This window comes from Glutamicibacter sp. AOP38-B1-38 (assembly GCF_052377485.1).
Taxonomy (GTDB): Bacteria; Actinomycetota; Actinomycetes; order Actinomycetales; family Micrococcaceae; genus Glutamicibacter.
Genome location: NZ_JBQSWU010000017.1, coordinates 67,973 through 90,369, shown reverse-complemented (window position 1 = coordinate 90,369; position 22,397 = coordinate 67,973). Strand labels below are relative to the sequence as shown.

Here is a 22,397-nt window from a genome sequence, read left to right as displayed (position 1 = left end):
AGAGACTTCGGGTAACTTACAAATCGACGGAGGGGGTTCTGCGTCACATTCAATTTGGTGTCCTAGTCTGGCGTTATGAGCGACCTTCAGACACTCCTTGGATACCGTGAGCCAATCTTTAACGCTTCGATGGCAGGCGCCGCCGGCGGCCAGCTCGCTGCCGCCGTCAGCGCCGCCGGCGGCGTAGGGATGATTGGCTGCCCGGCCACCCCCACCGGCGAATGGATTTCGGAGCAGGCAGCCCATCTGGGCTCAACAGATTCCCCCTGGGGTGTCGGTTTCATGGCGTGGTCTTTGGAAAATGACTTGAGCGCCCTGGAAAGCTTCCTCGACTACGAGCCGTCATTGGTTGTATTGAGTTTCGGCGACCCCACCAGGAGTGCGGCCCTAGCCCACGAAGCGGGAGTGCTCACGGCCATGCAGGTGGGAAACGCCGAAGACCTCGCCCGGGCCATGCAAGATGATATCGATGTTGTCATTGCCCGGGGCGGCGAAGGCGGCGGCCATGGCCGCAACGAAGCGGGAACGCTGCCGCTGGTGCAGCTGGCGACGATGCAGCACGTTAAACCGGTGATCGCCGCCGGCGGCATCGGCACCGCCCGGGCCGTGGCTGCGGTATTGTCCGCCGGCGCAGATGCGGCTTGGGTAGGGACGCGTTTCCTTGCTAGTGCCGAAGCCAGCGGACACGAGAACTTAAAGGCCGCGGTCCTGGCCTCCGGATTAGACGACACCGTATACACCCGCGCATTTGATATCGCACAGCAGCTCCCCTGGGCGGAAGAGTTTGGCGGACGGGCGCTGAGAAACGAATTCAGCCAGCGCTGGGCCGGAGACATTCCCGGGCTGCAGGCCGCTTCCACGGAACAGCTGCGTGAACAGATGCGCACTGCCCGCGCGCAAGCGCTGGTCTCGATGGCCCCGGTTTATGCCGGTGAAGCGGTCCAATTCGTACAAGCAGAGGAAAGCGCCGCGCAGATCATGGCCGAGTTGGGACAATTCCGCGAAATTCTCGAGCGGACCGCACGACGCTTCGGCTGACTTAAATTGGCTGGTTATCGATCAAGCGCACATTACCGACCTTCGCCGCCACCAGCACGAGGCCCTGCCCGGTAAAGGGAGTGTCCTGGCAATTGAAGGCGAGCTCCTGGAGCGTATTGGGGTCAACCACCACGAAATAGTCGAGCTCGACTAGTGGTTCCATTTGGAACAGGCCCAGCGCGTCGTCAATATTCAGCGGTTCATGACGGGCAGCACGCCCGGAAATCAGTTCGATCGCACGGTGCAGCACCAACGCGGCCCGCAATTCTTCGGAGTTGAGCAACGCATTGCGGCTGGACAGCGCCAGTCCTTCGGGGCTTCTGACGATCGGCACCGAGCGCAACTGAACCGGGTAGTCCAAATCTGCGACCATCCGCCGAATGAGCGCCAACTGCTGTGCATCCTTCTGCCCGAAATAGGCACGGTATTCGCCTTGCCGCGGATCTGCCAGGTGAAGCAGCTTAGCCACCACTGCCAGCATCCCGTCGAAATGCCCCGGGCGGGAGGCCCCCTCGTACATTTCGCCCAGCACCCCGCTGTTCAGCCGAATCAACGGCATCCCCGCGTGGTAGATTTCCTCCGCGCGCGGCGCGAAGACGATATCAACCCCGGCCTGCGCGGCTAACTGCACATCGGCATCGAGGTCACGCGGATAATTGGCATAGTCCTGCGCGTCATTGAATTGCAGCTCATTGACGAAGACCGAACTGACCACCAGCTCGTTTTCGCTACGCGCCTTGGCAAAAAGTCGCGCGTGCCCCTGGTGCAATGCCCCCATGGTGGGGACAAAGCCCAGAGTTTGCGGGTTGGCCTGAGCGATCGCTGTCTTCAGCTCATCGCGGGTTTGAACAATCATCGGGGTCTTCACGCCCTCTATTCTAGAACCTGCAGCAGTTCTTGAAGTGTCCCCGGTGAGATCCGCCCGAGTGCCGCCGCGCGTTGCGCGGTAGCCCGTGACAGGCTGCGGTAGCTGTCCACGGTCTCGGTTTGGTCCTTGGCCATCGCGGCCAGATGCGCCCTGACGGTTCCCACATCTCCCCGGGCTACCGGACCGGTCAAGGCTCCGGCTCCCGAACGCAAGGCGTTATCCAGGCTTGCGCCCATCAACCCACGCAGGATGGCCGCCGGGTCTTGCACCCCGATCCGGCGCAGCATATCGGCCGATTGCGCGGTAATTGTATTCAGATGGTTTGCCGCATGGGCCAGCGCCGCGTGATAGCTCACGCGGTCCTCCTCGGCGATCACCACCGGCTCTCCGCGCATCTCCACCACTAGTGCCTGAGCCACGGGGAGCATGATTTCATCCGCGGTGACGGCGAAGACGCAGTCGGTAAGGCGTTGCAGATCCAAGCTCATCCCGGTAAAGGTCATCGCCGGGTGGATGGCCAGCGGGAAGGCTCCGGCAGCTCGCGCGGGCTCCAGGATCCCGGTGCCGTAACGTCCGGCGGTGTGGGCAACCAGCTGGCCGGTCACAAAGTGTCCAGCGGCGGCCAGGCCCTGGACCAGTTCGCCGAGCACATCATCTGGGACCGCGAAGAGCACCAGCTCGCTGCGCCGCAGGATTTCGGCCGGATCCAGGATCTCCACGCCGGGCAGCAACACCTCGGCACGGTCCCGCGACGCTTCGGAGACCGCATGCACGCCGGTGATCCGGTGTCCGGCGGCCGCCAATGCGGCCCCGAGGACCGCTCCGACCTTGCCGGCGGAGATGATTCCAATGCCTAAGCGGGGTGCCTCCATGGATCTACCTCTCAACCTGTCGCCGCGCTTGCGCCGCAAAAAATTCTGTCGCTACCTGCTCATCGAGCTGATGCATGTAGCCCATGATCGAGCCACCGGCGCTGTACAGGCGGATCCCCGCCAACTCCCGGCGACGCTCCCAGGGGCCCTGCTGCAGCACCATCCCCTGGATCCGCCGATGCGGCACGAAGGCCGCGCTGCGCGAAAGCCAACCGAAGCGGGTGATCACGCAACTGCCGGTGCTCAAAAACGCCTGATGCTTCCAGGCCCCCGGAGACAACGCCTTGGCACGAGCCGGTGAGCTGGTGAAACCGTGGTCGGTTCCGCTGGTGATGGCGGTATGCAGCACCGCGCGCTGGTTCTCGACCCCCAACTCGGGCAGCAAGATCCCCATCACCTGGGTGACCGCTTCGAAGTCCCCGACGGGCAGCACCAGCAGATTCGACATTTCTTCTTCACCGACACCGAGCGCGTTGACCTCCACCCGGTACCAGCCGAGCAGCCGCCAAAAGGCCGGCGAACTGATCTGGATCGACTGCACCCGGCCGGCCGGCAACGACTGCTGCTTGGTATCGGCCAGCCCGTGGCTGATCCGCAGGCCGGTATCCGTGGCGCTCGCACTGAAGTTCCATGAGTTGTTCAGTTCCTTGTAGAACCAGCCGCCGAAGCCGAGCAGCATCGGCACCAGGCCGGCAACCAGCACGCCAACCCCCGAGAGGCTCAGGATGCCCAGAACCAACGCCAAGAGCACGCCAACCACCGTGGGAAGCCGCAGGAACATGGAGGCGAGCAGGCGTCCGGCTGGCACCTTGGCCATCAGCGGAACCGGCTGCGCGGCTTCTTCCTGCACCGGGATCTCACCTTGGGCCAGCGCCAGGATCTCGGCACGCAGCTGGTGGGCGTGCGCCTTGCGCAGGAAGGACAGGCGCATGACCGAGGCCGAACCGTCGGCCACATCGAAGCGCAGTTCGGCCAAGCCGAGCAGCCGGGCCACCAGGGGCTGGGCGATGTCGATGCCCTGCACCCGGTCGATGCGCGCCTGCTTTTGGCTGCGGAAGACCATTCCGGCGTTCACATAAACGTGGGTTTCGCTGATCCGGTAGCGGGTGAAATACCAGGACAGCGCGTAGAAGATGAGCACCAGCGCCAGCGCCGCCGAGCCGATGCCCACGGTCCAGGCCAGCCGGCTGCCGGTGAAACGTTCCGCCCAGGAAATGTCATCGGTATTCTGCCAGTACACCCAGGCCAAACCGACGATGGCCAGCCAGCCGTGCACAAAGGGGCTGGCCGGGTGGACCCGCTGCCATTCGTTCACAGCAGGTTCGCTTCGCCGGCCGCGACCAAGCGTTCGCGCAATGCCTGCCCGGTGTCTTCGCGCAGCCCGGGGATGACCGCGGTGGCCGACCCGGCGGCGGTGTTCAGCGTCAGCTTGCACAACCCATAGCGGCGTTCCAGCGGCCCGCTGGTGACCTCGACATATTGCATGCGCCCGTAGGGGATGACAAGTTGCTTGCGCCAGAGCACCCCGGAACGCACCAGCAGGTCTTCTTCGCGTTCCCGGTAGCCCAGCGCCCGCACCTGGCGGCGCAGCATGCGCAGGATCGGCAAGGCCAGGCCGAGGACCAGCACCGGCGGGAGGATGACCAACCACCAGGGCACGGGGAGGCCGAACAGGCGCAGGATCAACGGCAGCAGCGCCACCAGCAGGTAGCTGCCGGTCTGGATCAGCCAGGTGGCCAGCTTGACCTTAAAATAGTCGGGGTCCACCGCGGTGAAGTTATTCGGTGACGATTCCATCGGTATTTTCATCGGTGTCCTCGGGCGGTAGTTTGCAAAGGTGCTGGACAAGGTAGCCGATGACCACCATCAGGATCCCGGCGCCGGTGAGGACCATCGCGCGGGTGAGCGTGGGGCTCGAGCCGGAGGCGAACAGCAAGGTCAGCAGCGGGGCCAGATGCCAGCCGGTAATCAGTGCGCCGGCGTAGGCGGCCGCCTGCGCGAGCACCAGCGTGCGCGCGGCGGCGATCGGGTCGATATGGCCGCGGCCCAGGGTCGAACGCTTGACCCGGATGCCGAGGAAGAGGACCACCGCGCACACCGCGCCCAGGGAGAACAACGCGGCGTAGTCGAGCACCGGGGAGAACCTGCCGGTGGCCGTGAGCAGGCGCAGCGCAACCCAACCGGTCACGCCGCCAAGCAGCGTGCACCAGATGAGCGTGCGCAGCTTGAGCCGGTTCATAGCCTGATGATGTCCGCGGTGTCCGCCGCTTCGGCCGCCAGCCGGGATACCAGCTGTCCGTTGAGCACCGCGTCGGCATCCATCCAGCTCCACGGGGCGAGCACGAACCCGCGGGTGTGGGCGCGCGGATGCGGCAGGGTCAGCAGTTCCTCGTCCAGGCGCAGCTGGTCGAAGGTGATCAGATCCAGGTCCAGCGTGCGCGCCTCCCAGCGCACCTCGCGGGTGCGCTCGTGGTTGGCCTCGATGCTTTGGCACAGCTCAAGCAGCTCGTACGGGCCCAGCGTGGTGCGCACCTCGATGACCTGGTTGGTGTAATCGGGCTGTTCGGGCGGGCCGCCCACCGGCTTGGTGAGCGCTACCGGGGAGGTCCGCAGCACCTCGAGGTGCTCGCGCAGTTCCGCGATGGCCGAGCGCAGCGTCGCGGCGCTGTCCCCGAGGTTGGCGCCCAGCGCGATAATCGCGGTATGCACGCTCTGCTGCCGGGTCAGCGAGATGCTCACATCGGAAAAAGGCACCGGAATCGGAGCCTGCGGCTTGTGCACCACCACCTCCACGGTGGCCACCGAGCGCCAGGCGGCGAGGATCGCCTCGGCGATCTGCGCTCCGAGCTTTTCGATCAGGTCCCAGGGTCCGGCCTGGATCTGATCGACCACCAGCTGGCTGACGGCCCCGTAGTCCACGGTGTCAGCCACGTCATCGCTCAGCGCGGCCCGGGTGATGTCCACATGCAGCACCACGTCGATGCGGAATTCCTGGCCTTCGCGCTTCTCGTGGTCGAAGACCCCGTGATAGCCGGTGGCGGAAATTCCCTGGATGCTAATGCGATCCATAGGCCTGCACGACTTCCAACGCGTCGCGGCTGGCCGCCACATCGTGCACGCGCACCGCCCAGGCGTTGTCCCGGGCGGCGAGCACGGTGGTCGCGGCGGTGGCCACGTCGCGGCCCAGCGGTTCGCGCGGGTCCTTGCCGTCGGCCAGCAGTTCGCCGAGGAAACGCTTGCGGCTGGTGCCGACCAGCACCGGGTGGCCCAGCGCCGCGAAGGCCGCCAGGTTGGCCAGCAGCGCCCAGTTGTGCTCGGCATTCTTCGCGAAGCCCAGGCCCGGGTCGAGGATCAGCTGTTCGGGCTTCACGCCCTTGGCCAGGAACTCGTCGCGCAGGGTGCGCAGCTCGGCGAGCACCTCGGCCACCGGGTCCCCGTAGTTCGCCTCGTGCACCATATTCGCGGCGGTGCCGCGGCGGTGCATCAGCACGTAGGGGACCCCGGTTTCGGCGATCAGTTCCGCCATGCCCTGCTCATAGGTCAGCCCGGAGACGTCGTTGACCAGCTGCGCCCCGGCGGCGATGGCCGCGCGGGCGGTGGACACGTGCATGGTATCCACGGAGATCACCGCGCCGGCCTTGGCCAGCGCCTCGATCACCGGGATGATGCGCGCCTGCTCCAGGGCGGGATCCACGTCCTTGGCTCCGGGACGGGTGGATTCCCCGCCCACGTCGATGATGTCGGCTCCGGCGTAGAGCAGCTTCAGCCCGTGGTCCAGCGCCTTGTCGGTGCCCAGGAACTCGCCGCCGTCGGAGAAGGAGTCCTCGGTGACGTTCAGGATCCCCATCACCAGGGTGCGCCCGGTGGGCAGGTCCGCGAAGCTCTTCCGCTTCGACTTGCGGATCACGGTCAGCGGGCTGGTGGCCGGGCCGGTGCCCGGGATGGCTCCAAGTGACATAATTGCTACCTTCCGAGGATCAGGCTCATGGCTTCGGCACGGGTTGCGGTCTCGCGCAGCTGTCCGCGCACCGCACTGGTGACGGTCTTCGCGCCGGGCTTGCGCACCCCGCGCATCGACATGCACATGTGCTCGCATTCGATCACGACGATCGCGCCGGTGGGTTCGAGGTGTTCGACGAGCGCATCGACGATCTGGGTGGTCAAGCGCTCTTGCACCTGCGGGCGGCGGGCGAAGACCTCGACCAGGCGCGCCAGCTTGCTCAGCCCGGTGACCTTGCCGCCGCGGCCCGGAATGTAGCCGATATGCGCGGTGCCGTAGAACGGGACCAGGTGGTGTTCGCAGGTGGAATAGAACGGGATGTCCTTGACCAGCACCAGTTCGTCATGTTCGATGTCGAAAGTGGTGGACAGGTGTTCGGCGGCATCCTGATGCAAACCGGCGAAGAATTCGGCGTAGGCCTTGGCTACCCGCTTCGGGGTGTCCAGCAGGCCATCGCGGTCCGGATCTTCGCCGATCGCTTCGAGGATTTCGCGGACCGCCGCGGCAATGCGCGGCTGGTCGATCTCATTGACTTCAATCACGACTTCGATCCTAGTCGGTCGAACGCGCCGCGCGCTCCTTGGGGCTTAATACCGGGCCTTGTTCGTGGACCGGACGCTCGTCGTTGCTCAGCCACACGTCGCGCTTGTCGCGCTTGACCAGATCGACGAAGAGCTCGGCGATTTCCTTCTGGTTCAGCGTTTCGTGCTCCAGCAGGGCCAGCGCGAGGCGGTCCAGCACGTGGCGGTTGGCGGTCAGCGCCCAGTAGGCGTCGTCGTGCGCCTGCTCGATGAGCGTGCGCACCTCCTCGTCGACCAGGTGGGCCATCTCATCGGAGTAGTCCCGGCTCCCGGTGCCCATGCCCTGTGCGGCGGCCGAGGAGGCCAGGCGCACCGCGCCGATCTTCTCGCTCATGCCGTATTCGGTGACCATCTTGCGTGCGGTGTCGGTGGCCTTCTCGATGTCGTTGGACGCGCCGGTGGAGGGATCGTGGAAGACGATCTCCTCGGCCACGCGGCCGCCCATGGCGTAGGCCATCTGGTCCAGCAGTTCGTTGCGGGTGATCGAGTACTTATCGGACTCCGGGACCACCATGGTGTAGCCCAGGGCGCGGCCGCGGGGCAGGATGGTGATCTTGGTGACCGGTGCGGTCTGGTTCATCGCCGCGGCCACCAGCGCGTGGCCGCCCTCGTGGTAGGCGGTGACCTTGCGCTCGTGCTCGTCCATCAGCCGGGTGCGCTTCTGCGGCCCGGCCATCACCCGGTCGATCGCTTCGTCCAGCGCGCGGTCATCGATCAGGTTTGCGTTCGAGCGGGCGGTGAGCAGCGCGGCCTCGTTGAGCACGTTGGCCAAATCCGCGCCGGTGTAGCCCGGGGTCTTCTTCGCCACCGCGTTCAGATCCACCGTGGCGTCCATCGGCTTGCCGGCCACGTGGACCTTCAGGATCTGTTCGCGGCCCTTCAGATCCGGTGCCTCCACCGGGATCTGCCGGTCGAAGCGTCCCGGGCGCAGCAGCGCCGGGTCCAGCACGTCCGGACGGTTGGTCGCGGCGATCAGGATGACGTTGGTGGAGGCGTCGAAGCCGTCCATCTCGACCAGCAGCTGGTTCAGCGTCTGCTCGCGTTCGTCGTTGCCGCCGCCGATTCCGGCGCCGCGGTGCCGGCCCACGGCGTCGATCTCATCAACGAAGATGATCGCCGGGGAGTTGGTCTTGGCCTGTTCGAACAAATCGCGGACGCGCGAGGCACCCACGCCGACGAACATCTCGACGAAGTCGGAACCCGAAATCGAGTAGAACGGGACCGCCGCCTCGCCGGCCACGGCCTTGGCCAGCAGCGTCTTGCCGGTGCCCGGAGGGCCGTAGAGCAGCACGCCCTTGGGGATCTTCGCGCCCAGGGCCTGGAATTTAGCCGGTTCCTGCAGGAATTCCTTGATTTCGTGCAGTTCCTCCACCGCTTCCTCGGCGCCGGCCACATCCACGAAGGTCACCTGCGGCATATCCTTGGTGATCAGTTTCGCCTTGGACTTGCCGAACTGCATCACCTTCGAGCCACCACCCTGGCTGCGCGCCAAGATGAACCAGAAGATGCCTGCAATCAGGATGAAGGGGATAATGATGCCGAGCATCGAGAGCAGCCAGTTGTTTTCCACCGGCTGATCGGTGAACTTGCTCAGCTGCGCGTCGTTCATCGCGTCGACCACCTGGTCGGCGCGGGGCACGGAGTAGTAGAAGGAAATCTTCTTTCCCTTGTCCACTCCGTCGACGTTCAGCGCGTCGCGCAGGGTCAGGTCTACTCGTTGATCTCCGTCGAAGATCTTCGCTTCGGTGGCGTTACCGCTGGTGAGTTGGTTCAGGCCCACGGAGGTATCCACTTGTGCCGAACCGTTGCCGAATACCATCGGCAGGAACAACACCATCGCGGTCACACCGACCAGGACCCAAATGATCCAGCTGTTAAAAATCTTCTTAGTTTTCATCGACCCGAAAGGTCCCGTACCTTTCGCATCCCCCTCACGCGTTCTGCCGGCGTCCGGGCAACGCCACCTTCGATTCAGTTCAACGCCTCAGCGGCGCTAAAAGTTCCCTACTCGTAGATGTGCGGAGCCAAGGTGCCCACGCAGTCCAGGTTGCGGTACTTTTCCGCGTAGTCCAAGCCATAGCCGACAACAAATTCGTTGGGAATGTCCATGCCGACGTATTTCACGTCGATTTCCACCTTCGCCGCTTCCGGCTTGCGCAGCAGGGTGCAGATTTCCACCGAGGCCGGGCCGCGGGATTCCAGGTTGGCCTTCAACCAGGACAGGGTCAGGCCCGAGTCGATAATGTCTTCGACGATGAGCACATGCTTGCCCATCAGATCGGTGTCCAGGTCCTTGAGGATGCGCACCACGCCGGAAGACTGGGTTCCGGAACCGTAGGAGGAGACCGCCATCCAGTCCATGGACAGGTGGGACTTCAGCGCGCGGACCAGATCCGCCATGACCATCACCGCACCCTTGAGCACGCCGACAACGAGGATGTCGCGTCCCGCATAATCCTTGTCGATCTGTGCAGCCAGTTCGTCGATACGAGCCTGGATGTCTTCCTTGGTATACAGTACGTGCGCGAGATCGGCCTTGACTGTGTTCGAATCCACGAGGGTTCTCCTGATTCTCAGAGGTGGGGTACTCAACTAGAGTGCCACATTTAGTTTAGTGTTGTTGAGCTTGTGGTGGTGAAAACTATCACCGAGGAGCGCCGCAGCGCGCTGATCTTGCCTTCGAGCTGCACCGGACCGGCCGAACGGGACTTGCTCGCCCCCACCCCGGCCAGCGCGCACAGGGCCGCCGTGCGCTCGCTGCCCAGGTTCAGCGCACCGGCGTCGGCGGCGGCCAGACGCAGCACCCTGGAGGCGATGGCCTCGGGAAAAGTGGCAAGAATACGCAAGTCCACCCCGGCGGCGCTGCGCGCCTGCTCCCACGCCCGCCCGGCCCAGGCGTCCAGCGCGTCTGCATCCGCCGCCGCCAGCGCCGCAGTGCGGGCCAGCGCCTCGGTCAGGTGCCCGCCGAGCTGCGCACGCAAAAACGGGAGCACCTCGTGGCGGATGTGGTTGCGCCGGTAGGCGGTGTCCGCGTTGCTCGGGTCTTCCCAGTACTCCACTGAGGCCCGTGCGCAGATTTGCTCGGTGTCCTGGCGGGTCAGCTCCAGCAGCGGACGGGCGTAGGGGCCGCGCGAAACAGGTATTCCGGCCAGGGACCTGGTGCCCGAACCGCGCAGGATCCCCAGCAGCACCTGTTCGGCCTGATCGTCTTTGGTGTGCGCGAGCAGCAGGCGTTGCGCCCCGGTCTGCTCCATGGCCTGTTCGAAGGCCGCATACCGGGCGGCCCGGGCGGAGGCCTCGTCCCCGGCGGTGTGCACCGTCTTGAGCAGCACCTCTTCCAGGCCCAGCGCCTGGCATTGCGCGGCGGCGCGCGCCGCCACCGCGGCGCTGCCCGGTTGCAGGCCATGGTCCACGATCACCACGGCAAAGCGGATTCGCTCGCGCAGCTGGCTCGCGGCGATGGCCAGCGCCAGGGAGTCGGCCCCGCCCGAAACGCCGAGCAGCGCGAATTCTCCGGCCTGCGCCGCCACCGCGTTGCGGGCCAGGTCGATCGGCCGGCTCATCGGGTGCGGGCCAGCCAGCGTGCGGGGTTATCGAGTTCCGCGGAGCTCGGGAACAATTCCCGGTCGGTGAAGATCTCATTGAAGCCGGCATAGCCGATCTCGTCCACCAGGTGGCGCACGAACTTCGCGCCGCGCTCGTACTGGCGGGCCTTGGCGTCCATGCCCAGCAGCTTGCCGATCCAGCTGGCCCAGGGCGAACGGTTCTTGCCGCGGGCGGTGAAGCGGTTGCGGATGGTCTTGATCGTGCGGATCGAGCTGACGTCGTTCATCACGACCATGGCGTGGCCTTCGAGCACCGACATGATGCTGGTCAGCTCGCCGACCTCGCTGCGCATGGTTTTGATCCGCGCCCCGAGGTCATTCATCGAGCTGGTCTTTCCGCCCAGCGGCTCGAAGACCTCGGCCAGGGTCTGCTTCATCACCCCCGGGATCCATGGCGCATGCTCGAACTGCAGCCGGTGGGTCTGCTCGTGGGTGGCGATCCACAGGTAGAAGTCCCGCGCGTTCAGGTTCAGCTCGCCGCGGATCTGGGTGATCGTCGGGGCGTTGAGCAGCAGCCGGGGACCGGCGAACGGGTCGAATTGCCCCAGCACTCTGGTGCCGAGCACCGAAAGCACCGCGCCGAGTTCCGCCCCGGCGATCAGCGGCAGGGCGGTGGGGGTTTTGGGCATCTCGGGAAGCATTGCGGCAAAGTTCTGGCTGACCGCCTTGGCCCAGCCGGCGCGGTCCACCACCAGGGTTTCGGATGGTGCGGTGGAGGTCAGCTGCGAGATCCGTTCGGCTTCTCCGAGCCCCTGCCCGCCGGCGATGCGCAGTTCTTCCACGATCCGCGCCGCCTGTTTGCCGCTCAGCGCCGGCCCGGCGGGCATGAGCGTTTTTGCGGTGCCTACGGCGAGATCCCAATCGATGAACTGGCTCATGTAATTCTCCTACCGGCACCCACAGCCGCGCAAGGCGGTGACTGCCTGGTCGATGGTTGGTTTATGTGGTGCCAGCGTCCCGTCGGGCTGCGCGGCAAAGATGCTGAAGGCGATCAGCCGCCCGTCTTCGGTCAGCGTCATTCCGGTCAGCGTGGCCACCCCGGTCAGCGATCCGGTTTTTGCCCGCACCAGCCCGAGGGTAGCGGCCGCATCGAGCCGATTCATCAGGGTGCCGTTGTACCCGGCGACGGGCAGCGAGTAGACCAGCTCGCGCAGTTCGGGTTTTCCGCTGGTGGCCGCGGCGCGCAGCAACGTGGTCAACGCGGCCGGTGAAATTTGGTTGGTTGCCGCCAGCCCGCTGGTATCCACCAAAGATATGACGGTGGCGCCATATGTTTGCGCCACCTGCTGCACGGCCAGCCCGGCCTGCTTCGGGTCCATGCCCTTGTGCACCGCGACCATTCGACCCATGGCTTCGGTCAGGTAGTTGTCCGAGACCAGCAGCATGTGCTTGATCTGGACGCGCAGCGGGGCCGAGAGCACCTCGGTGAGCTGTTCCCCGCCCTCGTAGGCGCCGCGTCCGCCCGCGTTGACCTTCACCTGCTTGCCCAGCTCGGCGGCGAAGACCTTGCGCACCTGCTGTGCGGCATCGGACTGATAGGCCGAGCGGGTGCTTTCGGCGGCGCGTCCGGCGTAGTGCGCGATCGGGTAGACCGCGCCGATGTTATTCGAGGTGAACAACGACTTATCCCAGGCCGGATTCCGCTGCGCATCGCCGAAGAGCGAATCGTCGAGCCAGAGCTCCACCTCCCCGATGCCGCGATCCGCCAGGGCCTTCGCGGTTTGCGCCGCGAGGGTGGCCAGGCCCGCATATCCCTTGGGGTGCGCGGGATCGGATGCACCGTCGCCCAGCAGCACGTCCCCGCCGCCGCGCAGCACCAGGGTGCCCCCGTCGAGCCACACGCTGGTGGACAGTTGGTGCTCCCCGCCGAAGGTATCCAGCGCGGCCAGCGCGGTGGCCACCTTCAGGCTTGAGGCCGGAGTTCCGGGAGTTTGCGCATTCTTGTCGTAGAGTACCTTGCCGCTGGCCACGTCGACCACCTGGGCGTTGAAGGAGGTCTTATCCCCCTTGGTGCCCAGGATCGCATCCAGCTGCGCGGAGAGCACCGCGCTATCGGGCATCGGAGCCTCGGGATCCAGATCCTGCAGGGCGACAGGTTCGGCTGCCGGGGCGGTTGCACTGGCGCGCACGTAATGCGCCTGCGGTTCACCGGTGAAGCTGCGCGGCGCGCTGAACATCGCCACGGCCATGCCCACCACCGCCAACAGGGCCACCGCCAGCGTCAGTGCGCGTCTTGCGGCAGTGTTCATGTGAGCATGTTCCTCTCGCGGGTTTAGCTACTTATGCCCCCGGGGGCGATACGCTTATTAGCGGATATCCCTAAGACTAGTTTAGGAGTGTGCTTTTTATGAGCCACGACGTGACCATCGAGATCCCAACTGGATCACGCGTCAAGTACGAAATCGACCACGAGACCCATCGCTTACGCCTGGATCGAGTGCTCTTCACCTCCATGCAGTACCCGACCCACTACGGCTACTTCGACGACACCCTGGGCGAAGACGGCGATCCATTGGACGCCATGGTTTACATCCCGGGTGTCGATTTGATCCCTGGCGTCATCGTCGAGTCCCGCCCCATCGGCGTTTTCAACATGACCGACGATGGCGGTGGCGACGCGAAGCTGCTGTGCGTGCCGACCGACAAGCGCTTCGACCACATCAAGGAACTCGAAGACATCGATCAGTGGCTGATCAAGGAAATCGAGCACTTCTTCACCCGCTACAAGGACCTGGAACCGGGCAAGTGGGTCAAGGCCGAGGGCTGGGAGGGGCGCGCGGCCGCCGAGGCCGAACTGGCTCGCTCCATCGAGCGTTTCAAGGCTTAACCACGATCTAGGGGCGGGGACCGATTGGTCCTCGCCCCTAGTTATTTCGAAAGGCAACCCGTGCTCGCTGCTCTCGACCTGCCCACGCCGCTGAATGCCGAGGTAATGCTGCGTCGCGCCGAAGCGGCGGACCTTCCGGCATTGCGCCGGCTCTTGGCCGATGATGTGCTTGGCGCCGCCCGCGAAGCAACGGTCGAGTCCGAGGGCTATGCGCAGGCCCTGGAACGGTTGCTGGCCGATCCCGGCAACGACCTGGTGCTCGGCGAACGCGCCGGCGAGGTGATCGCGATGCTGCAGTTGACTTCCATCCCCGGGATCTCCCGGGGCGGATCCGTCAGATTGAACGTGGAGGCGGTCCGCGTGCGCTCCGATTCCCGCTCGACGGGCCTGGGTTCGGCGATGCTGCGCTGGGTAATCGACGCGGCGGCGCCGGCCTGCGCCGCCGGGCTGATCCAGCTCACCTCCGACGCCTCGCGGCTCGAAGCCCACCAGTTCTACCAGCGGCTGGGCTTCAGCGCCTCGCATCTCGGATTCAAGCTCCGGCTGAACCGTTAGAGCCCGAGAACCTTCTCCAAAACAGGCTCTTCGGGCAGGCTCTGCACATCCTTCAACCTGCGTTCCACCGCCCGGGTTCGGGTTCCGGCCTCCTTGACGGTGTTCTGCGCGGTGGTCAACTGCTTCTCCAGCTTGTCCCACACGTCCCCATACTTGCCAAACTCGGCCTTCGCCGCGGAAAGCACCTGCCAGACCTCGCTGCTGCGCTTTTCGATGGCCAGGGTCCGGAAGCCCATCTGCAGGGAATTGAGCAGGCTCATCAGCGTCGTCGGACCGGTGACCAGCACCCGGTGTTCGGTTTGCAGCCGGCTGGCGAGTCCCGGGCGGCGCACCACCTCGGCGAAGAGCCCCTCGGTGGGCAGATACATGATCGCGAAGTCCGTGCTGTGCGGCGGTTCGATGTACTTCTCCGCGATTTTCTTCGCCTGGATGATGATGGCCTTATCCAGCGCCTTGCTCGCCGCATCGATTTGCACCTTGTCGCCCGATTCCTGGGCGTCCAAGAGCCGCTCGTAGTCTTCCTGCGGCAGCTTCGAGTCAATCGGCAGATATACCGGATTCTCGTCCCGACCAGGCATGATCACCGCGAACTCGACGCTGTCGCGGCTCTCGGGCCGGATCACCACGTTCTGCGCATACTGCTCCGTGGTGAGCAGGTCTTCCAATTGGCGCGAGAGCTGCACCTCACCCCAGGTGCCCCGGCTTTTCACATTTGTCAGCACACGCTTGAGCCCGCCGACATCTGCCGCAAGATTCTGCATTTCGCCCAGCCCCTTTTGCACCTGCTCCAAACGCTGGCTGACCAGCTCAAAAGATTCACCGAGCCGCTTCTCCAAGGTCCCTTGCAGTTTCTCGTCGACCGTCTCGCGCATCTTCTCGAGCTTCGACTCGTTGCCCACGCGCAAGCGCTCGAGTTCTTCGCGCAGCGCACCTTGCAGCTGGCGGTGCATGTGCTGATTCGATTCGTTCAGCGCGGTGATCTTCGCATCCACGGTGGTGCGGATCGCTTCCAGCCGCTGTTCGCTGTCCCGGCGCACCTCGTGCAGCGAATCGCGCAGCTCGCCGCGTTGCGCGCCCAGGTCCTGGCGCAGCTCGCCATGGGTTGCGCGCACCGTCGCGGCAATCTGTTCCTGATCATTCGAACCGGTCCGCCGTACGATCAGCAAGAGCGCGCCGACGGCAAGCAGGATATTGAGTAGCACAAGCACCAACAGCACAATAGTCATAGCTCAAGAGGTATCAGCACCGTCGGACATAATGGACCCATGCGCATCCTGGTCACCGGCTTTGAGCCCTTCGGAACCGACACCCACAACGCCAGCGCCGAGCTCGTGCGCCGGTTGCCGGCCACGGCCGGCGAACACCAGATCGTAACCGGACTCCTGCCAGTATCCTTCACCCGTGCATTCCCGGCCCTGGGCGAGTTGCTTAGCATGCACCAACCGGACGCGCTGGTGCTGCTCGGAGAGGCCGGCGGGCGCACCGAGATCAATCTGGAGCGCTGGGCGGTCAACGAGCACACTGCGCGCATCGCCGATAACGACGGCCACCAACCGGCCGGCGAGCGCATCATTCCCAACGGTCCGCGCCGCCGCGAGGCGACGCTGAAAACACCTAGTCAACTGGCAGTCAGCGAGGATGCCGGCAGGTTTGTGTGCAACCACATCGCCTACCACGCCTACGGTTTGAGCATCCCGGCGCAATTTATCCACGTCCCCGCATGGCGCCCCGGCAACGCGCGGGCGCTGGTTGGTGCGGAGACCGACACGGTAGCACTGGCACACAGTGAACTGAGCTTTGCCGGCCTTAGCGAGGCAGTAATTACTTTCTGTTCACAGTTGGTTGAGGGATAGTTCATTGCAACACAGTTCGACCGACGTTTGATTAATGAAAAAGAAGTCAGCACTAAATCCGGAGTAGAACGGGAATTTTGAAACCAATGGACAATGGCACCAACCTTGGCAAAATCTTTACTACAGAACCGATGGCAATGCGTGCCCTGGCTGCCGAACTGCGTTTCGCGCCAACGGTCACTCAACAGGTTTTCGAAAGTGTATTTCAAATCAGGATCGGCAGCCTCAATCGCATTTCATGCGAAGTTTCAAAACGCGAGAATTTGGACATCGTAATCGAATTTGAACGCGCAACAATCGGTATCGAAGGGAAGATCGGGCACGAAGTCACGCTGGGTCAACTCGAACGCGAATGGAACCACGTCGATCATTTGATGGTGCTGGTCAAAGAACCAGAGGATGTCATGATTCAAGACTCCAGCGTGCCTTATCAGGTGATTAGTTGGGACCAGCTTTTGGAGCATTACCCAACATCTCGTATCACCGCAGCGGACATAAATTCGGTAAATGACAGGTCCCGTATTGCTCGACGAGTATTGAATGCGGTGGATGTTGCAGAAATTCTTCCAACAACCTGGACGTACAACGTCCGTCCCGGAGGGTCGGGCTATCCAGGAATCGAGGCCTACAGTCCAATTCTTGATTCCGGACGCCAGATGATCGTCCAAATTGAGGCTGACCGTCAAAATCCCAGCGGTTCTTATCTGGGGAACGTTGGTATCTCTGTGAAACCATCTGACTTTTCATTGGACGAGCCCGAAGCTGAACCACTCTGGATCTCACTTATCAAGCAAATGGCTCCAAATTTGGAAGCAACCTTGGCTGGGACACCTGCTCAGATCTCTTGCGGCGCCGGACGCGGCGCTAAGGGGTTCTCCAAAAGAAAAATTGAGCTAGCCAAACGTTTTCATCTCGACCTTCATCGAGCAACGGGTTATACAGATTCATATATAGGTGTTCGAACGCTCAAGGTGGGTCCAGATAAACTCCCCGAATTGGTCAAGGCACTGCTTCCGGCAGCGGTGAAAATTTTCGAAGATGAGTTAGCGAACTAACCTTTACCACGCCGGCTTCCGCGCAGGCCGATTACTTGCAAGTCTTGTGTTTTCACTTATCACGCCGGCACTGGCTACCGTTGAGCCTATGAGCTTGACGAACCTATCCCCGCGCCAGCAGTTTGCCGCCGGCCGGGTCCCGCTGCGCCTGGCGAACCTGTTCGGCGGGCTGCTGCTCTTCGCGTTGGCGATGGCGCTGATGGTGCGCGCCGATCTGGGCGTGGACCCGTGGAACGTCTTCCACCTGGGCATCACCCACCACGTACCGCTGTCCTTGGGCACCGTGGTGATCATCGTGGGCGTTCTGATGCTGCTGACCTGGATCCCGATGAAGCAGTGGCCGGGGATCGGCACCGTGGCCAATGTCTTTGTCATCGGCCTGGCCCTGGACCTCTTTCTGCTCATCCTTCCGCAGGTCTCCGGGCTGGGCTGGCAGATCCTCACGTTGCTCGGCGCGATCGCAATCAACGGGCTGGGCGGTGCGATGTACATCGGCAGCCACTTCGGCGCCGGGCCGCGCGACGGGTTGATGACCGGGCTGCACCTGCGCACCGGGTTGAGCATCCGGCTGGTGCGCACCAGCATCGAGCTGCTGGTGCTGGGCATCGGCTGGCTGCTCGGCGGCCCGGTGGGCCTGGGCACGGTGGCCTATGCGCTGCTCATCGGTCCCGCCACGCAGTTCTTCTTCCGCTTCACCATCATCAAGCTAGGCGCCACCGGCGCGCGGATCTGAGGCCAGTTCGCCCAGCGCCGCGATGACCATGGCTTCCACGCCGCGGGCCAGGGTCGGCTCGATCAGCGGGGCGAAATGCGGCGAATGGTTCGCCGCCGCCTTGCCTTCCGCGTAGGCCTGCGGGTCCATTCCGCCGAGCAGCCAGTAGCTGTAGGGCACGCCGAACGCGTCGGGGATCCGGCTGAAGTCCTCCGAGGCGCTCTGCCGGCTGGCGTTGCCCACCGTCCCGAAGTACGCTTCGAAGGCCGCGCTCACCCGCGCGGTGACCGCCTCGTCGTTGGCGGTCAGCGGGAACTGGTCGTAGTACTCGAACTCGGGTTCCACCGGGGAGCCGGCCGCCGCGCACTCCCCGCGGACGATCCGCTCCACCGCGGCGATCAGCGTTTCGCGCACCGCGTTGTCGTAGCTGCGCAGGTTCAGCAGCAGCGTTGCCCTATCCGCGATGATATTGGACTTCGTGCCCACCTGCACCGAGCCGATGGTCAGCACCGCGAATTCGCCGGGCTGCACCTCGCGGGAGACCACCGACTGCAGGCGCAGCACGATCGCCGCGGCCAGCACCACCGGGTCCACCGACAGCTGCGGCATCGAACCGTGTGCCCCCTGGCCGTGCACGGTGATGCGGATCGAGTCCCCGGCCGAAAGCACCGGACCGGCGACGGTCTGCAGGCTCCCGGCCGGCTGCGCCATCACATGCTGGGCGAAGGCCACATCGGGGGCGGGGATCTTGTCCGCCAACCCGTCGGCGAGCATCGCCGCGGAGCCCTGCGCGGTCTCCTCGGCCGGCTGGAAGAGCGCAAGGTACGTGCCGGCCCACTGTTCGCGGTGGTCGGCCAGCAGCTTCGCGGCGCCCAGCAGGGCCGCGACGTGCACATCGTGCCCGCAGGCGCGCATCACCCCGTCATTTTCCGAGGCGTAGTCCAGCCCGGTGGCCTCGCGCACCGGCAGTGCATCCATCTCCGCGCGGGCCAGCACGGTGCGCCCGGGGCCGTTGTCCAGCACGCCGACCACCCCGGTGCCGCCCACCCGATGCACCCGGTAGCCGAACTCTTCCAGCTTGCGGACCACCAGCGCCGAGGTGCGGGTTTCCTCCAGGCTCAATTCCGGATGCCGATGCAGGTCACGATAGGTCTCATGGATCCATTCCAGTTCCGGGTCGAGTTCGGCCAATACCTTGCGTGCGGCGTCCATGGGGCTCCCTTTCAGCAGACAAGACCCAATATATGCCCCGCGGCGACCCTGCGGAAAGCATATGTCGCGCTCCCCGGTTGCACTGCAAAACCACCAACTCAAGCAATGCTTGAACCATGTACTCCGATTCGGCTCGTCCCGTCGAGGTCAAGCACTACAAGGTCCACGTGGCCGGCGGCCAGCGCCTCGCGATCGTCATTTTCGCCGGTTGCACGACAAAACCACCGGCTCAGGCAATACTTGAATCATGTTTGTCCTTGCGCTCAGCCCGAAGCCGCGCTCCGTCACCGACGTGCAGGCGGCCGCCGAACTCCTCTGGGACCAACTAGAGCACGTGCACGCCCATGCACCGTTCATGGCGCTCAGCGGCCAGCTCTTGCTTGGAGTGCCGCATGACGCACAGTCGGCTATCGACGCGATCATGCGTTGCGCCCGGTTGAATTTCTGCCACATCGGCCTAGGGATAGGCACGCTCTATGAGCCGGTCCCGGACCAAGCCGACCTCATTGAGGGCATCGCCCAGCGCCGCGCCCTGGGTGCGCTGGAGGCCGCCACGCACCGCGGGGAACGCGTGCCGATCAGCGTCTCCTGCGGCGATCCGGACCTGGACCTCGAGCTCGAAGGCCTGCTGCGCCTGCTCGGCCATTCGGTGCGCACCCGCACCGAGGCCGAATGGGCGGTGGTCGACCTGCTGACCCCCGGTGTGCGCGGCCAGCAGAAGGCCATCGCCGAGGTCCTGGACATCACCCCGCAGGCGGTCTCCGCCGCGATCGTGCGCTCCGGCTACCACGATGAGATCGACGCCCGTGGTGGCATCGCAAGGCTGCTGGAGCTCGCCGATCAGCATTAAAACCACTATATTCGAAGACATTTTCGAACTAATGCGGTAGAATTATAGTATGTCCGAAGCAATGGTGCGACGACATCGCCCACCAACACCGGCGCTGCATCAGGATCTCGAATCGCTGATGGGTCGGCTGCAGAGCAAACTGGCGTGGATCGAAGAACACGGCAGCGAAGCGGAATGCGCCCAAGCCATTGAGGAACTCGAAGAGCTCATCTCCAGCTACCGCTATCAACAGGCGGCCCTCTCGCACCAAGTAGAAAAGTAAGATGTGCGCCAGCAAGAGTTCCAGCGAACCTGCTCCCCCCAACTCACCCGGGGAGCGGCCAGTACGATCGCCTTGGCCCGGAAGCAGTCACCCAACGGATACCGCAGTTATCTGGTCAACTGCCGGATCTTGGCCGAAGATACCCCCTACCTCGCAGAGTGCTTCTCTCGCGGCGAACTCACCGAAGCCCAAGTCCTGGCGGTTCTTACGCCCCTGCAAGAGGTCAAAGCCGAACGCCGGACCGAATTCGACGCCACCTTCCGTGACAATCCGGACATGTTCGAGTCCCAAGGCCCCAAACAGCTCACCGACACGGTGCAACGCTTCACCTTGGCCCATGCCTCAGATGATCAGTGCCGGAAAATGAAGCAAGCGGACACCAAACGCCATGTCCGCTTCTCCAAAGGAAAGAACTGCGTACGCATCAGCGGCACCTTGCCCGTCGTCGCCGGCACAGCACTGCAAATGCATCTGCGCCAAGAGTCATTCCGTCTGAAGAAACAAGGCGATCTGCGTACCAGGGAGCAGATCAAAGCCGACCTGCTCTGCACCTACTTGCTGGCCGGCCGGCCGGAGAAGTTGCCGTTGCAACTGCACGTCGGGCTGATCATGACCGATAAGACCCTCCTCCTCGGCGAACGCGAACCGGCCTATATGGAAGGCTACGGATACGTTCCGCCGCAATACGCGCGGGAACTAATCGCCGGAAATTCCATTGGCAATGAGCAGAGTTTCGCCGAAATGGAATCCGCCAAAGCTCAGGAGCATCTGGATCGCCTAGAGACCCTGGCCGACGTGACGCGACTCTACACCGCCCCAGGGGACGGGGAATTGATCGCAATGGACTCCAAGGCCCGCGCCTTCCCCGAAAAGCTTCGCCGCTTCGTGAGGATTCGAGACCGGCACTGCCGCACCCCATTCTGCGATGGGCTGGTCGAAGAGACCGACCACGTACTTCAGCATCACCTAGGCGGCCCTACGGATAGCGACAATGCGGCAGGGCGCTGCCCGACCTGCAATAAGGCCAAAGAAAAACCCGGTTGGCTTGAAGTCGTAGCGCTCAAGGGACCGCACACCATGCGAGTGAACCCGGGCTCCTCGATGATGTATCTATCGACGGCCCCGCCGGCGACCGGATACCTGCACAAACCATTTCCGCAACTACTGCGTGATTCAAAATGGGTGCGAGGCGTCAAGCTCCGGCTGATAAATCAGGAATCCAGCGGTCCCGGACCATAGCCCACGCTCCGTAGGCAGTGCTTACTCCCAGCTAGCGCTGCAACAGCCGTTCTAGAACGATCGCCAAACCATCTTCGTCCACCGAAGCGGTTACCTCGTCTGCGACGATTTTGACCTCGTCGGGGGCTTGGCCCATCGCGACCCCGAGGCCGGCCCACTGGAGCATCTCAATGTCGTTACGACCATCGCCCACAGCGATTGATTGAGCCGATTCGAACTTCAGCTCGGTGCGCAACCGCTCAAGCCCACTGGCCTTGGTGACACCCTCGGCGGCGATATCCAACCATGCGGTCCAACCCACCGAGTAGGTGACGCCGGAAAGGCCCAGACCGTGTACGGCCTGGCCGAAGTCTTCGGCCGTCGCATCGGTGGAGAAGACCACCACGCGGACAGCCCTGCTGCGTAGCAATTCGTCAAAGTCAACGACCTTGGATTCGGCACCAAAACTCGCATCGGTAAAAACATCGCTGGACAAGAATTCACCGCGTTCATTCTCCACCGCATATTTCGCGTTCGGCAGCTGACGCATCAACGCCGCCAGTGCGAGCGACGGGTCAAAGACCTCGCGGTGCAGTACTTCTACCTTCTCGCCCTGCACGCGGGCGAGCACGCCACCGTTGCTGGCCACGACAAAGCCGTGGTCGATGCCTAGCTCGCTCATAATAGGCAGTGCCGCACCGAGCGAACGCCCGGTGGAGATCACGACCTCATGCCCGGCGGACACCACCGCGCGGGCAACGTCGCGCACCCGGGCGCTCATCAAACCTTGGTGATTGACGATCGTCCCGTCGACATCCAGGCAAATCATCAACTTTTCGTTCTGCAGCCGGTCGTCGTTGCCGGTCTTAGTCAAAATAGTCATGATTCA

At 64.0% G+C, this 22,397-nt stretch carries 25 protein-coding genes; 9 read left to right on the top strand and 16 right to left on the bottom strand.

Annotation, left to right across the window (positions count from 1 at the left end; all coding sequences use genetic code 11):
* The first annotated feature begins 75 nt into the window (after positions 1 to 75).
* Entirely contained in the window at positions 76 to 1,038 is a 963-nt protein-coding gene (locus ACT3TP_RS11640) for an NAD(P)H-dependent flavin oxidoreductase (protein ID WP_444620639.1), read from the top strand.
* 1 nt (position 1,039) lies between these two features.
* On the opposite strand, the gene panC is transcribed toward ACT3TP_RS11640, so the two are convergent.
* The 13 genes from panC to ACT3TP_RS11575 form a co-directional block, all read right to left on the bottom strand.
* Positions 1,040 to 1,894, bottom strand: coding sequence for a pantoate--beta-alanine ligase (panC, locus tag ACT3TP_RS11635; protein WP_096283010.1), 855 nt, complete (start codon positions 1,892 to 1,894; stop codon positions 1,040 to 1,042).
* Between the two features lie 17 nt (positions 1,895 to 1,911).
* Positions 1,912 to 2,778, bottom strand: a complete 867-nt coding sequence (locus ACT3TP_RS11630; protein ID WP_444620638.1) for a Rossmann-like and DUF2520 domain-containing protein — start codon at positions 2,776 to 2,778, stop codon at positions 1,912 to 1,914.
* Positions 2,779 to 2,782: 4 nt separating this feature from the next.
* A complete protein-coding gene (locus ACT3TP_RS11625) occupies positions 2,783 to 4,093 on the bottom strand; it encodes a PH domain-containing protein (protein ID WP_181148299.1) in 1,311 nt (436 codons plus the stop codon).
* Positions 4,090 to 4,575, bottom strand: coding sequence for a PH domain-containing protein (locus ACT3TP_RS11620; RefSeq protein ID WP_105554134.1), 486 nt, complete (start codon positions 4,573 to 4,575; stop codon positions 4,090 to 4,092). The genes ACT3TP_RS11625 and ACT3TP_RS11620 overlap by 4 nt, the downstream gene beginning before the upstream one ends.
* Positions 4,556 to 5,017 (bottom strand): DUF3180 domain-containing protein, encoded by a 462-nt coding sequence (locus ACT3TP_RS11615; RefSeq protein ID WP_444620637.1) that lies wholly within the window; start codon positions 5,015 to 5,017, stop codon positions 4,556 to 4,558. The genes ACT3TP_RS11620 and ACT3TP_RS11615 overlap by 20 nt, the downstream gene beginning before the upstream one ends.
* Positions 5,014 to 5,847: a 2-amino-4-hydroxy-6-hydroxymethyldihydropteridine diphosphokinase gene (gene folK, locus ACT3TP_RS11610; RefSeq protein ID WP_444620636.1), complete on the bottom strand. Its 834-nt coding sequence runs from the start codon at positions 5,845 to 5,847 to the stop codon at positions 5,014 to 5,016. Before folK ends, ACT3TP_RS11615 begins: the two co-directional genes overlap by 4 nt.
* A complete protein-coding gene (gene folP, locus ACT3TP_RS11605) occupies positions 5,834 to 6,736 on the bottom strand; it encodes a dihydropteroate synthase (protein ID WP_181148303.1) in 903 nt (300 codons plus the stop codon). Before folP ends, folK begins: the two co-directional genes overlap by 14 nt.
* 5 nt (positions 6,737 to 6,741) lie before the next feature.
* Complete coding sequence (gene folE / locus ACT3TP_RS11600; RefSeq protein WP_255248300.1) at positions 6,742 to 7,320, bottom strand: GTP cyclohydrolase I FolE; 579 nt, start codon at positions 7,318 to 7,320, stop codon at positions 6,742 to 6,744.
* 10 nt (positions 7,321 to 7,330) lie between these two features.
* The gene (gene ftsH / locus ACT3TP_RS11595) at positions 7,331 to 9,256 is read right to left on the bottom strand and encodes an ATP-dependent zinc metalloprotease FtsH (RefSeq protein ID WP_444620635.1); all 1,926 of its coding nucleotides are present in this window, start codon (positions 9,254 to 9,256) and stop codon (positions 7,331 to 7,333) included.
* Between the two features lie 107 nt (positions 9,257 to 9,363).
* Positions 9,364 to 9,915 (bottom strand): hypoxanthine phosphoribosyltransferase, encoded by a 552-nt coding sequence (gene hpt, locus ACT3TP_RS11590; protein ID WP_444617634.1) that lies wholly within the window; start codon positions 9,913 to 9,915, stop codon positions 9,364 to 9,366.
* Positions 9,916 to 9,965: 50 nt separating this feature from the next.
* Positions 9,966 to 10,922, bottom strand: coding sequence for a tRNA lysidine(34) synthetase TilS (gene tilS / locus ACT3TP_RS11585; protein WP_096282982.1), 957 nt, complete (start codon positions 10,920 to 10,922; stop codon positions 9,966 to 9,968).
* The gene (locus ACT3TP_RS11580; RefSeq protein ID WP_096282981.1) at positions 10,919 to 11,842 is read right to left on the bottom strand and encodes a zinc-dependent metalloprotease; all 924 of its coding nucleotides are present in this window, start codon (positions 11,840 to 11,842) and stop codon (positions 10,919 to 10,921) included. The genes tilS and ACT3TP_RS11580 overlap by 4 nt, the downstream gene beginning before the upstream one ends.
* A 9-nt stretch (positions 11,843 to 11,851) precedes the next feature.
* Positions 11,852 to 13,213, bottom strand: coding sequence for a D-alanyl-D-alanine carboxypeptidase/D-alanyl-D-alanine-endopeptidase (locus tag ACT3TP_RS11575; RefSeq protein WP_096282980.1), 1,362 nt, complete (start codon positions 13,211 to 13,213; stop codon positions 11,852 to 11,854).
* A 98-nt stretch (positions 13,214 to 13,311) separates the two neighbouring features.
* Between ACT3TP_RS11575 and ACT3TP_RS11570 the strand changes: the two genes are divergently transcribed.
* Positions 13,312 to 13,791 (top strand): inorganic diphosphatase, encoded by a 480-nt coding sequence (locus tag ACT3TP_RS11570; protein WP_096282979.1) that lies wholly within the window; start codon positions 13,312 to 13,314, stop codon positions 13,789 to 13,791.
* Between the two features lie 60 nt (positions 13,792 to 13,851).
* The gene (locus ACT3TP_RS11565) at positions 13,852 to 14,346 is read left to right on the top strand and encodes a GNAT family N-acetyltransferase (protein ID WP_096282978.1); all 495 of its coding nucleotides are present in this window, start codon (positions 13,852 to 13,854) and stop codon (positions 14,344 to 14,346) included.
* Here ACT3TP_RS11565 and ACT3TP_RS11560 read toward each other — a convergent pair.
* Complete coding sequence (locus ACT3TP_RS11560; RefSeq protein WP_096282977.1) at positions 14,343 to 15,572, bottom strand: DNA recombination protein RmuC; 1,230 nt, start codon at positions 15,570 to 15,572, stop codon at positions 14,343 to 14,345. The genes ACT3TP_RS11565 and ACT3TP_RS11560 overlap by 4 nt on opposite strands.
* Positions 15,573 to 15,611: 39 nt before the next feature.
* On the opposite strand from ACT3TP_RS11560, the gene ACT3TP_RS11555 reads away from it, so the two are divergent.
* From ACT3TP_RS11555 to yczE, 3 genes are all read left to right on the top strand, one after another.
* A complete protein-coding gene (locus ACT3TP_RS11555; protein ID WP_096282976.1) occupies positions 15,612 to 16,199 on the top strand; it encodes a pyroglutamyl-peptidase I in 588 nt (195 codons plus the stop codon).
* Positions 16,200 to 16,285: 86 nt separating this feature from the next.
* Positions 16,286 to 17,254, top strand: a complete 969-nt coding sequence (locus tag ACT3TP_RS11550; RefSeq protein WP_096282975.1) for a hypothetical protein — start codon at positions 16,286 to 16,288, stop codon at positions 17,252 to 17,254.
* 88 nt (positions 17,255 to 17,342) lie between these two features.
* Positions 17,343 to 17,987, top strand: coding sequence for a membrane protein YczE (gene yczE / locus ACT3TP_RS11545; RefSeq protein WP_096283008.1), 645 nt, complete (start codon positions 17,343 to 17,345; stop codon positions 17,985 to 17,987).
* On the opposite strand, the gene ACT3TP_RS11540 is transcribed toward yczE, so the two are convergent.
* Positions 17,961 to 19,178, bottom strand: a complete 1,218-nt coding sequence (locus tag ACT3TP_RS11540) for an amidohydrolase (protein ID WP_444620634.1) — start codon at positions 19,176 to 19,178, stop codon at positions 17,961 to 17,963. The two genes, yczE and ACT3TP_RS11540, sit on opposite strands and share 27 nt — an antisense overlap.
* 247 nt (positions 19,179 to 19,425) lie before the next feature.
* On the opposite strand from ACT3TP_RS11540, the gene ACT3TP_RS11535 reads away from it, so the two are divergent.
* From ACT3TP_RS11535 to ACT3TP_RS11525, 3 genes are read left to right on the top strand one after another with little or no spacing between them, the layout of a single operon-like run.
* Positions 19,426 to 20,028: a hypothetical protein gene (locus ACT3TP_RS11535; RefSeq protein ID WP_096282973.1), complete on the top strand. Its 603-nt coding sequence runs from the start codon at positions 19,426 to 19,428 to the stop codon at positions 20,026 to 20,028.
* Between the two features lie 49 nt (positions 20,029 to 20,077).
* Positions 20,078 to 20,290 (top strand): hypothetical protein, encoded by a 213-nt coding sequence (locus ACT3TP_RS11530; protein WP_444620633.1) that lies wholly within the window; start codon positions 20,078 to 20,080, stop codon positions 20,288 to 20,290.
* A gap of 3 nt (positions 20,291 to 20,293) precedes the next feature.
* Positions 20,294 to 21,529, top strand: coding sequence for an HNH endonuclease (locus ACT3TP_RS11525; RefSeq protein ID WP_444620632.1), 1,236 nt, complete (start codon positions 20,294 to 20,296; stop codon positions 21,527 to 21,529).
* Between the two features lie 31 nt (positions 21,530 to 21,560).
* Here ACT3TP_RS11525 and ACT3TP_RS11520 read toward each other — a convergent pair whose 3' ends face one another.
* The gene (locus ACT3TP_RS11520) at positions 21,561 to 22,391 is read right to left on the bottom strand and encodes an HAD family hydrolase (RefSeq protein ID WP_096282971.1); all 831 of its coding nucleotides are present in this window, start codon (positions 22,389 to 22,391) and stop codon (positions 21,561 to 21,563) included.
* Between the last annotated feature and the right edge of the window lie 6 nt (positions 22,392 to 22,397).

Coding starts and splice junctions, on each gene's coding strand:
- ACT3TP_RS11640 (WP_444620639.1), top strand. CDS start 76: ATGAGCGACCTTCAGACACTCCTTGGATACCGTGAGCCAATCTTTAAC.
- ACT3TP_RS11580 (WP_096282981.1), bottom strand. CDS start 11,842: ATGAGCCAGTTCATCGATTGGGATCTCGCCGTAGGCACCGCAAAAACG.
- ACT3TP_RS11620 (WP_105554134.1), bottom strand. CDS start 4,575: ATGGAATCGTCACCGAATAACTTCACCGCGGTGGACCCCGACTATTTT.
- ACT3TP_RS11570 (WP_096282979.1), top strand. CDS start 13,312: ATGAGCCACGACGTGACCATCGAGATCCCAACTGGATCACGCGTCAAG.
- ACT3TP_RS11555 (WP_096282976.1), top strand. CDS start 15,612: ATGCGCATCCTGGTCACCGGCTTTGAGCCCTTCGGAACCGACACCCAC.
- panC (WP_096283010.1), bottom strand. CDS start 1,894: ATGATTGTTCAAACCCGCGATGAGCTGAAGACAGCGATCGCTCAGGCC.
- folP (WP_181148303.1), bottom strand. CDS start 6,736: ATGTCACTTGGAGCCATCCCGGGCACCGGCCCGGCCACCAGCCCGCTG.
- ACT3TP_RS11520 (WP_096282971.1), bottom strand. CDS start 22,391: ATGACTATTTTGACTAAGACCGGCAACGACGACCGGCTGCAGAACGAA.
- ACT3TP_RS11530 (WP_444620633.1), top strand. CDS start 20,078: ATGTCCGAAGCAATGGTGCGACGACATCGCCCACCAACACCGGCGCTG.
- yczE (WP_096283008.1), top strand. CDS start 17,343: ATGAGCTTGACGAACCTATCCCCGCGCCAGCAGTTTGCCGCCGGCCGG.
- ACT3TP_RS11575 (WP_096282980.1), bottom strand. CDS start 13,213: ATGAACACTGCCGCAAGACGCGCACTGACGCTGGCGGTGGCCCTGTTG.
- ftsH (WP_444620635.1), bottom strand. CDS start 9,256: ATGAAAACTAAGAAGATTTTTAACAGCTGGATCATTTGGGTCCTGGTC.
- ACT3TP_RS11560 (WP_096282977.1), bottom strand. CDS start 15,572: ATGACTATTGTGCTGTTGGTGCTTGTGCTACTCAATATCCTGCTTGCC.
- ACT3TP_RS11550 (WP_096282975.1), top strand. CDS start 16,286: ATGGACAATGGCACCAACCTTGGCAAAATCTTTACTACAGAACCGATG.
- tilS (WP_096282982.1), bottom strand. CDS start 10,922: ATGAGCCGGCCGATCGACCTGGCCCGCAACGCGGTGGCGGCGCAGGCC.
- folK (WP_444620636.1), bottom strand. CDS start 5,847: ATGGATCGCATTAGCATCCAGGGAATTTCCGCCACCGGCTATCACGGG.
- ACT3TP_RS11630 (WP_444620638.1), bottom strand. CDS start 2,778: ATGGAGGCACCCCGCTTAGGCATTGGAATCATCTCCGCCGGCAAGGTC.
- ACT3TP_RS11540 (WP_444620634.1), bottom strand. CDS start 19,178: ATGGACGCCGCACGCAAGGTATTGGCCGAACTCGACCCGGAACTGGAA.
- ACT3TP_RS11615 (WP_444620637.1), bottom strand. CDS start 5,017: ATGAACCGGCTCAAGCTGCGCACGCTCATCTGGTGCACGCTGCTTGGC.
- ACT3TP_RS11535 (WP_096282973.1), top strand. CDS start 19,426: ATGTTTGTCCTTGCGCTCAGCCCGAAGCCGCGCTCCGTCACCGACGTG.